We start from the raw sequence: 8,146 nt of genomic DNA, 5'->3' as shown, positions 1-8,146 counted from the left end.
TGGCGCACCTGCCAGTCTCCGCCGAACCCGCTGGCGCGGTTTCGGGCTGTCGCTACGGTCCGATGCGTGAAAACCCCGGGCTTGCAGCGACCGTTCCGGTCGCGCCACCCTTGTCGCGCCGTGGCCTGCGCTCCCGGCATCCCGGCAAAAGGCCGCCGGGATGTAAGGGGCAACGCCGTTTCGCGCACGCGCTCTCCGTCGTTGCGGCGGGTCCCTGCTCATTGCCTGCCGGTGCCACACACCCGTATGAGTCCCTGTCGCCGGGGGCTGATACAGCCACAACCTGCCGCACTGACTGTCCAGGGTAAATGAACAGCCCACAAAATTTTTTACCCAAAACCCGGTAAAAAATTTTGCGTTCTGCCCAGGACAGGTGCGTCAGGCCGTGGCAGTGATGCCCCTTGCGGCGAAGGTTCTCAAACGGGTGAAGTTCATACCACAGGGAATACAGCAGCAGGTTCCCGCGAAACGTCAAAACCGCGGCTCCCGAAACTCAACGGGTGATGTTCTTTAAAAATCAGGATTTATTTCAGGCTCCGGCAATATGCATTTATTTGTTCTGTCAGTCATCCGGCTGGCAGGTAATGAGAACGCAGGAACAGAAGGAGGAAAACACCGTAGAACGTCAGACGCAGATATGAAAAAAGCAGGTCAGGGACCTGCTTAATCCACGCCGTAAGAATTGCACAACCAATTTTGACGGCATTGTTAACCAATTTGTCATAAGGAGTTTCATTTATGACAGTAAGTATTGTTTCACCTTCCGCAGCGGCTGTAAAGCCCCGCCGTCATCCCCGTTTCAGACGCGAAGACATCCCCGCGCCGGAAATTGACCCCGTGCTGAAAGCCTTCGGGCGACACATTGCCCGGAGTTTTCACCGGGGGCGTGGTGTACACATCCCCGCCATGAAAAACACGGCCTTCGGGCAGGTGCTCCGCACACTCGAACTGAAACGCGCTTTTAACTGATGAGGTGAGCCGCCCCGCGAGGGGCGGCAACAGACGGAAGGAGAACATTTTATGACATTAGCAGCAATCACCATGACCGCCCCGGAAGCCGCCAGCCCTGTGCAGATGTACCGCGCGACCTACTCACCGGATGACAACAAACTGCGCCTGTATGCCGCGTCACGCCTCGACCCGGAGACGTATAAAAAAGTGCATGATGCCGGTTTTCGCTGGGCACCCAAACAGGCGCTGTTTGTCGCGCCAGCCTGGACACCGGGCCGGGAAGACGTGCTCCTCTCACTTGCCGGAGAGATTGAGGATGAAGACAGCACGCTCGCTGAACGTCAGGAAGCACGGGCGGAGCGGTTTACCGGATACAGCGGAAAGCGGGCCAGTGAATCCGCACAGGCACTTGATGAAGTGGAAAGACTGGCCGCGATGATCCCGCCCGGTCAGCCCATTCTTGTGGGGCATCACAGCGAACGCCGCGCCCGTCGTGATGCGCAGCGTATTGAAAACGGCATGAAACGAGCCGTGATGCTCTTTGAACGTGCGGAATACTGGGAAGAGCGGGCGCGGTCGGCACTGCTTCACGCGAAGTATAAAGAACGTCCGGACGTTCGCTGGCGTCGTATCAAAAAAATCGAAGCTGATTTGCGCAAGGCTGAAAAGACCATCGCGCAGTCGCAGAAATATCTGACGATGTGGCGGGCTGAATCGCTGGATCTGAATATGGCAAAACTCATCAGCAGTCATGACCATATCAGCGCCTGTTTCCCGCTGGATACGTATCCGCGCCCGGCAGAAAAAAGCCAGTATGAAGGAAGTCGATCGTTATGGTCGGCCCTGGATGATGACATCATCACCACGGAGCAGGCCCGCGAAATTGCGATCCGCTGTCATGAACGGCAGATTCAGCATCAACAACGCTGGGTTAACCACTATCAGAACCGCCTGATCTATGAGCGTGCCATGCTGGACGAAAGCGGCGGCGTGGTTACCCGGACACAGGATTTTGAGCCGGGCGGACAGGTTTTCAGCCGGGGCGAGTGGCTGACCATCATCCGTGTGAACAAAAGCAACGGGGCGGTGAGTTCAGTCACAACGCCAAATTACAGTTTTCTCGGGTACAGCGGCACGATGAAAGTGACGCCCGATCGCATCACGGACTACAAAGCACCATCGGCAGAAGAGGCTGCCGTCGCCAGTCAGGCCGCGAAGCGTCCGCCGGTAGTCAACTATCCGGGGGAAGGTTTCCGGGAAATGACAAAGGCACAGTGGGCCGCCCTGCCCCGGGACTGTAAGGCCGTGCGCAGTGTGGCAGAAGCAGAAGACCACGGGGCATACCGGTACCGCCGCACAATGGACAATAATTTCCGCCTGGTGAATGTGTATATCTCCGACATGAAAATCACGGAAATCCCACAGAAATAAGGTATATCCCCCCGGGAAAATCCCCGGGGGATGACGGAGATAATGATATGCACAGTCAGTTAAGAGAACGTATCCGGCTGATGCGCGCAAGGCTGGATAACGCCGCGCCGGTTGCTGAAATCCGGGCTGAATCTCAGCTTTTTGTGACTCCTGCCCCGGTCTGTGATCGCCTGGTGATGCTGGCGGAGATCAGCAACCGTGATCACATTCTGGAACCCTCTGCCGGCACCGGGGCCATACTGCGGGCGATTCGGGATACCGCGCCGGGGGCCATGTGTGATGCGGTGGAAATCAACAGCGGGCTGGTCCGGTATCTGCGGGAAAATTTTAACGGTGTCAGGGTTCAGTGTGGCGACTTCATGGAATGGCAGCCGGTGCAGTATTACAGCCGGGTTATCATGAATCCGCCGTTCAGCCACGGGCAGGATATCCGGCATATCCTGCGGGCCTTTTCCCTGTTGCGTCCGGGTGGCGTGCTGGTCGCCGTCTGTCTCAACGGACCACGCCAGCAGGAGAAGCTGTTACCGTTTTCTGACGTCCGCGAGGAGCTGCCGCGCGGCACGTTTGCTTATACCGATGTCCCGACGATGATTATTCGTCTGCGTGCCTGATGACACAGGGCCGGCGGGAGGATAAATGCCTGTCTGCCCGCGCCGGGAAAAAACGCGCGCCGGTGGTGCTGAAAGGGGCCGCGCTCACGCGCCGCCCCTTTCATTACGCGGACGTTCTGATGGGGGCTTCTGTTTCTTCATGCCTGTCATTTGTCTGTTACTGATGTTGTTGTTCCTGCTACTGCTACTGCTACTGCTACTGCTACTGCTACTGCTACTGCTACTGCTACTGTTCTTCTTTTTCCTGCTGCTCTGATTCTGACTACTGCAGTGTTGTCCTGTCTGCCGGGCGCACCTTCGGCTCCCGGCTGCCTGGCGGCATCCGGTCGTCAGGCCCGACTCCGACAGGCAGCTGCTGGCGCACCTGCCAGTCTCCGCCGAACCCGCTGGCGCGGTTTCGGGCTGTCGCTACGGTCCGATGCGTGAAAACCCCTGGCTTGCAGCGACCGTTCCGGTCGCGCCGCCTCTGTCGCGCCGTGGCCTGCGCTCCTGGCATCCCGGCAAAAGACCGCCGGGATGTAAGGGGCAACGCCGTTTCGCAAACCGCGCTTCACGTCGTTGCGGCGGGTCCCTGCCCGTTGTTCTGTCCGGTGCCATTCACCTGTTTAAGCCCCTGTCGCCGGGGGCAAAGACAGCCACAACCGTCTCCGCCAGTCCAGGGGTGAAATGTACATCCCGCAAAACTTTTTGCCCAAAAGCAGGCAAAAACTTTTGCGGTCTGCCCCCGGACAGTCGTTTCCGTCCGTGGCAGTGATGCCCCTTGCGGCGAAGGTTCTCAAAAAGGTGATGGTGAATACCGGAGGGAACAAAAGGCAGGTCCCCGCAAAACGTCAAAACCGCGGCTCCCGAAACTCAAAAGATGATGGGGGCTGAAAACATCAACAGAAGGAGGCACATCATGGCAGTTCGTGGCATTAACAAGGTCATTCTCGTAGGACGCCTGGGAAAAGATCCGGAAGTCCGTTACATCCCCAACGGGGGCGCAGTGGCAAACCTGCAGGTCGCCACGTCGGAAACCTGGCGTGACAAACAGACAGGGGAGATGCGGGAGCAGACAGAATGGCACCGCGTGGTGCTGTTCGGCAAGCTCGCGGAAGTGGCAGGTGAATATCTGCGCAAGGGCGCGCAGGTCTACATCGAGGGGCAACTCCGAACCCGTAGCTGGGAAGATAACGGTATCACCCGTTACGTCACCGAAATTCTTGTTAAGACCACGGGCACCATGCAGATGCTGGGACGTGCCGCAGGTGCTCAGACTCAGCCGGAAGAGGGGCAACAGTTCAGCGGTCAGCCTCAGCCGCAACCGCCGGAGGGTGACGATTACGGGTTTTCAGACGATATCCCGTTCTGAACGACTGACTGTGACAACGGCCCCGCCCCGTCCTGTACGGGGCATCACCGGAGAGATGAGGATGAGCGAATATTTCAGAATACTTCAGGGGCTGCCTGACGGCTCCTTTACCCGCGAACAGGCCGAAGCCGTTGCCGTACAGTACCGGAACGTCTTTATCGAGGATGATCACGGCGAACAGTTTCGCCTGGTTGTCCGTAATAACGGTGCAATGGTCTGGCGTACCTGGAATTTTGAGGACGGTGCCGGGTACTGGATGAACCATGTCATCCGTGATTTCGGGATTCTTAAGTAAGAGAGGTGCCGGACGGGGATCACGTCCGGCAGACATACAACCACCCCGGTCAAAGGAGAAATATATGTCAGTTACAGAGTCTAAGGTAAAAACGGAGCGTAAATCCAGCCGTAAACCTGCAAAAACGCAGGAAACAGTCCTGTCGGCCCTGCTGGCGGAGACGGCTGAAGTGAGCGTGCCGCTGGCCTCGCTGATTAAGTCACCGCTGAATGTGCGCACGGTGCCGTATTCTGCGGAGTCTGTCAGCGAACTGGCAGAGTCCATTAAGGGCGTCGGCCTGCTGCAGAATCTGGTTGTTCATGCCCTGCCAGGTGACCGTTACGGTGTCGCCGCAGGCGGTCGCCGACTGGCAGCACTCAACATGCTGGCAGAGCGCAACATCCTTCCGGCTGACTGGCCTGTCCGCGTGAAGGTTATTCCGCAGGAACTGGCGACTGCCGCATCAATGACTGAAAACGGTCATCGTCGGGATATGCACCCTGCCGAACAGATTGCCGGATTCCGTGCAATGGCGCAGGAAGGCAAAACGCCTGCACAAATCGGTGATTTGCTGGGCTATTCACCCCGCCACGTTCAGCGAATGCTGAAACTGGCAGACCTTGCGCCTGTCATCCTCGATGCGCTGGCAGAAGACCGCATCACCACAGAGCACTGTCAGGCGCTGGCGCTGGAGAACGACACCGCGCGTCAGGTGCAGGTGTTTGAAGCTGCCTGTCAGTCGGGATGGGGCGGAAAACCGGAAGTACAGACCATTCGTCGTCTGGTGACCGAAAGTGAAGTGGCGGTGGCGGGGAACACTAAATTCCGCTTTGTGGGGGCTGATGCCTTCTCGCCAGATGAACTGCGCACCGATTTGTTCAGCGACGACGAGGGTGGCTATGTGGACTGTGTTGCGCTCGATGCTGCCCTGCTGGAAAAACTCCAGGCTGTTGCTGAACACCTTCGGGAAGCCGAGGGCTGGGGATGGTGTGCCGGACGCATGGAGGCCGTTGGTGAGTGCCGTGAGGATGCCGGAACATACCGCAGTCTGCCGGAGCCGGAAGCGGTGCTGACGGAGGCAGAAGAAGAACGCCTGAACAAACTGATGGCACGTTACGATGCGCTGGAAAACCAGTGTGAGGAATCCGACCTGCTGGAAGCAGAAATGAAGCTGATTGACTGCATGGCGAAGGTCAGGGCGTGGACGCCGGAGATGCGTGCCGGAAGTGGCGTGGTGGTGTCCTGGCGTTATGGAAACGTATGTGTCCAGCGTGGTGTGCAGTTACGCAGTGAGGATGATGTGGCTGACGACGCTGACCACACGGAACAGGTGCAGGAGAAAGCCTCCGTGGAGGAAATCAGTCTGCCACTGCTGACGAAAATGTCCTCAGAGCGCACGCTGGCAGTCCAGGCAGCACTGATGCAGCAGCCGGACAAATCCCTGGCACTTCTGGCATGGACACTCTGTCTGAATGTATTTGGCAGCGGAGCTTACAGCAATCCCGCCAGAATCCGCCTGGAATGTGAGCATTATTCGCTGACCAGCGATGCGCCGTCAGGGAAGGAAGGTGCCGCATTCATGACGATGATGGCAGAAAAAGCCCGTCTTGCCGCCCTGCTGCCGGATGGATGGGCACGGGATATGACGACGTTCCTGTCACTCAGTCAGGAGGTGCTGTTATCACTGCTCAGTTTCTGCACCGCGTGCAGTATCCACGGTGTCCAGACCCGTGAGTATGGTCACACGTCACGCAGTCCGCTGGACACGCTGGAGAGCGCCATCGGCTTTCACATGCGCGACTGGTGGCAGCCGACGAAAGCAAACTTTTTCGGACACCTGAAAAAGCCGCAGATTATCGCAGCCCTGAATGAGGCAGGACTATCCGGTGCCGCACGGGACGCGGAGAAGATGAAGAAAGGCGATGCGGCTGAACATGCAGAGCACCATATGAAAGACAACCGCTGGGTGCCTGGCTGGATGTGTGCACCACGCCCACAGACGGATGCCACTGAACGCACCGATAACCTGGCTGATGCCGCCTGATGAACAACCACACCGCCCCGCCGGAGACGGGGCGGCAGCAAGGGAGATACCGTGATGAAAACTGAACTGACTCTGAATGTATTACATACCATGAACGCACAGGAATATGAAGATATCCGGGCTGCCGGAAGTGATGCACGCCGTGAGCTGACACACGCCGTGATGCGGGAGCTGGATGCGCCGGACAACTGGACGATGAACGGCGAGTACGGCAGCGAGTTTGGCGGCTTTTTCCCCGTCCAGGTCCGTTTCACGCCTGCCCACGAACGTTTTCACCTGGCGTTATGTTCACCGGGCGATGTCTCCCAGGTCTGGGTGCTGGTTCTGGTGAATGCCGGTGGTGAGCCGTTTGCGGTGGTTCAGGTACAGCGGCGGTTTGCACCGGAAGCCGTCAGCCATTCACTGGCACTGGCGGCGTCACTGGATACGCAGGGATACAGCGTTAACGACATCATCCATATCCTGATGGCGGAAGGAGGTCAGGCATGAGCGCACGTTCACAGGCACTGGTTCCTCTCAGCACAGAGCAACAGGCCGCATGGCGGGCGGTGGCGGAGACCGAAAAACGCCGCCATCAGGGTAACACGCTGGCTGAATATCCGTATGCGGGGGCGTTTTTCCGCTGTCTGAACGGAAGCCGCAGGATATCGCTGTCTGACCTGCGATTTTTCATGCCGTCCCTGACCGCAGAAGAACTGCACGGCAACCGTCTTCAGTGGCTGTATGCCATCGATGTGCTGATTGAAACACAGGGCGAGGTCTGCCTCCTTCCCCTTCCCGGTGATGCAGCAGAGCGCTTGTTCCCGTCGGTGCGGTTTCGTGTCAGGGAACGCAGTCGCCATAAATCCGCGCTGGTCATGCAGAAGTACAGCCGCCAGCAGGCGAGGGAGACAGAGCAGAAAGCCCGTGCGTACCAGGCGCTGGTCGCTCAGGCTGAAATCGAACTGGCATTTCATTCACCGGAAACAGTCGGAAGCTGGCATGCACGCTGGAGTGACCGGGTGGCAGAGCATGACCTGGAAACCCTGTTCTGGCAGTGGGGCGAGCGTTTTCCGTCACTGGCCGGAATGGAACGCTGGCAGTGGCAGGATATGCCATTCTGGCAGGTCATCGCAGAGGCTGGTATGGCGGCAAGGGAGGCCGGTCATGCCGTCCGTGAGATGGAGCGATGGATGGTGCCGAACAAACTCCGGGAGGCGGCGTGATGCGGCAACAATCACACGGATTTCCCGTGAACGGTCTGAATGAGCGGATTATTTTCAGGGAAAGTGAGTGTGGTCAGCGTGCAGGTATATGGGCTATGATGTGCCCGGCGCTTGAGGCTTTCTGCCTCATGACGTGAAGGTGGTTTGTTGCCGTGTTGTGTGACAGAAAGAAGATAGCCCCGTAGTAAGTTAATTTTCATTATGTACTGCACCCATTTTGTTGGACGATGAAATGGAATAGCCCCTAATATGTCAAAGCCAAAATACCCTTTTGAAAAG

9 protein-coding genes and 4 pseudogenes are annotated in these 8,146 nt (G+C 57.9%); 9 read left to right on the top strand and 4 right to left on the bottom strand.

Features of this window, described 5'->3' with window-relative positions; genetic code table 11:
- Positions 1–67: 67 nt before the first annotated feature.
- Positions 68–222, bottom strand: a pseudogene (locus OQV04_RS22375) (hypothetical protein); the annotation flags it as partial.
- A gap of 516 nt (positions 223–738) precedes the next feature.
- Between OQV04_RS22375 and OQV04_RS22370 the strand changes: the two are divergent.
- Genes OQV04_RS22370 through OQV04_RS22360 form a run of 3 tightly spaced genes read left to right on the top strand, consistent with a single transcriptional unit; the run spans position 739 to position 2,993 of the window.
- Positions 739–969, top strand: a complete 231-nt coding sequence (locus OQV04_RS22370) for a hypothetical protein (RefSeq protein ID WP_000218642.1) — start codon at positions 739–741, stop codon at positions 967–969.
- Positions 970–1,020: 51 nt separating this feature from the next.
- Entirely contained in the window at positions 1,021–2,382 is a 1,362-nt protein-coding gene (locus OQV04_RS22365) for a DUF3560 domain-containing protein (protein ID WP_014106968.1), read from the top strand.
- A gap of 47 nt (positions 2,383–2,429) precedes the next feature.
- Positions 2,430–2,993, top strand: coding sequence for a methyltransferase (locus OQV04_RS22360; protein WP_001315564.1), 564 nt, complete (start codon positions 2,430–2,432; stop codon positions 2,991–2,993).
- Positions 2,994–3,077: 84 nt separating this feature from the next.
- Here OQV04_RS22360 and OQV04_RS25285 read toward each other — a convergent pair.
- Together OQV04_RS25285 and OQV04_RS25280 are read right to left on the bottom strand one after the other, a co-directional pair.
- Positions 3,078–3,254 (bottom strand): annotated as a pseudogene (locus OQV04_RS25285) (pilus protein); the annotation flags it as partial.
- A gap of 164 nt (positions 3,255–3,418) precedes the next feature.
- Positions 3,419–3,590 (bottom strand): annotated as a pseudogene (locus tag OQV04_RS25280) (hypothetical protein); the annotation flags it as partial.
- Positions 3,591–3,659: 69 nt separating this feature from the next.
- Here OQV04_RS25280 and OQV04_RS22345 point away from each other — a divergent pair.
- The 6 genes and pseudogenes from OQV04_RS22345 (at position 3,660) to OQV04_RS22320 (ending at position 7,910) form a co-directional block, all read left to right on the top strand.
- Complete coding sequence (locus tag OQV04_RS22345; protein ID WP_000275853.1) at positions 3,660–3,866, top strand: hypothetical protein; 207 nt, start codon at positions 3,660–3,662, stop codon at positions 3,864–3,866.
- A 25-nt stretch (positions 3,867–3,891) separates the two neighbouring features.
- The gene (locus OQV04_RS22340; protein ID WP_000290842.1) at positions 3,892–4,344 is read left to right on the top strand and encodes a single-stranded DNA-binding protein; all 453 of its coding nucleotides are present in this window, start codon (positions 3,892–3,894) and stop codon (positions 4,342–4,344) included.
- 61 nt (positions 4,345–4,405) lie between these two features.
- Positions 4,406–4,639 carry a DUF905 family protein gene (locus OQV04_RS22335; RefSeq protein WP_000006030.1) on the top strand — a complete coding sequence of 78 codons (234 nt, stop codon included), beginning with the start codon at positions 4,406–4,408 and terminating at the stop codon, positions 4,637–4,639.
- 64 nt (positions 4,640–4,703) lie between these two features.
- On the top strand, positions 4,704–6,662 hold the full coding sequence (locus tag OQV04_RS22330) for a ParB/RepB/Spo0J family partition protein (RefSeq protein ID WP_063072993.1): 1,959 nt from the start codon (positions 4,704–4,706) through the stop codon (positions 6,660–6,662).
- Between the two features lie 54 nt (positions 6,663–6,716).
- Positions 6,717–7,151, top strand: coding sequence for a conjugation system SOS inhibitor PsiB (gene psiB / locus OQV04_RS22325; RefSeq protein WP_000845907.1), 435 nt, complete (start codon positions 6,717–6,719; stop codon positions 7,149–7,151).
- Positions 7,148–7,910 (top strand): annotated as a pseudogene (locus OQV04_RS22320) (plasmid SOS inhibition protein A). Before psiB ends, OQV04_RS22320 begins: the two are co-directional and overlap by 4 nt.
- Here the strand turns inward: OQV04_RS22320 and OQV04_RS22315 are convergent.
- Positions 7,879–8,146 (bottom strand): hypothetical protein (locus OQV04_RS22315; RefSeq protein WP_332642970.1); only part of this gene is annotated, 268 nt, incomplete at its 5' end. The pseudogene OQV04_RS22320 and the gene OQV04_RS22315 overlap by 32 nt on opposite strands.

The organism is Escherichia sp. Lx600-2 (assembly GCF_036662595.1).
Taxonomy (GTDB): domain Bacteria; phylum Pseudomonadota; class Gammaproteobacteria; order Enterobacterales; family Enterobacteriaceae; genus Escherichia; species Escherichia coli.
Note: the sequence above shows the minus strand (reverse complement) of the source record. Positions and strands in the feature narration are given on the sequence as shown.

What these genes read in the sequence shown, in the direction of transcription:
- OQV04_RS22370 (WP_000218642.1), top strand. Translation starts at nt 739, where the DNA reads ATGACAGTAAGTATTGTTTCACCTTCCGCAGCGGCTGTAAAGCCCCGC.
- OQV04_RS22365 (WP_014106968.1), top strand. Translation starts at nt 1,021, where the DNA reads ATGACATTAGCAGCAATCACCATGACCGCCCCGGAAGCCGCCAGCCCT.
- OQV04_RS22360 (WP_001315564.1), top strand. Translation starts at nt 2,430, where the DNA reads ATGCACAGTCAGTTAAGAGAACGTATCCGGCTGATGCGCGCAAGGCTG.
- OQV04_RS22345 (WP_000275853.1), top strand. Translation starts at nt 3,660, where the DNA reads ATGTACATCCCGCAAAACTTTTTGCCCAAAAGCAGGCAAAAACTTTTG.
- OQV04_RS22340 (WP_000290842.1), top strand. Translation starts at nt 3,892, where the DNA reads ATGGCAGTTCGTGGCATTAACAAGGTCATTCTCGTAGGACGCCTGGGA.
- OQV04_RS22335 (WP_000006030.1), top strand. Translation starts at nt 4,406, where the DNA reads ATGAGCGAATATTTCAGAATACTTCAGGGGCTGCCTGACGGCTCCTTT.
- OQV04_RS22330 (WP_063072993.1), top strand. Translation starts at nt 4,704, where the DNA reads ATGTCAGTTACAGAGTCTAAGGTAAAAACGGAGCGTAAATCCAGCCGT.
- psiB (WP_000845907.1), top strand. Translation starts at nt 6,717, where the DNA reads ATGAAAACTGAACTGACTCTGAATGTATTACATACCATGAACGCACAG.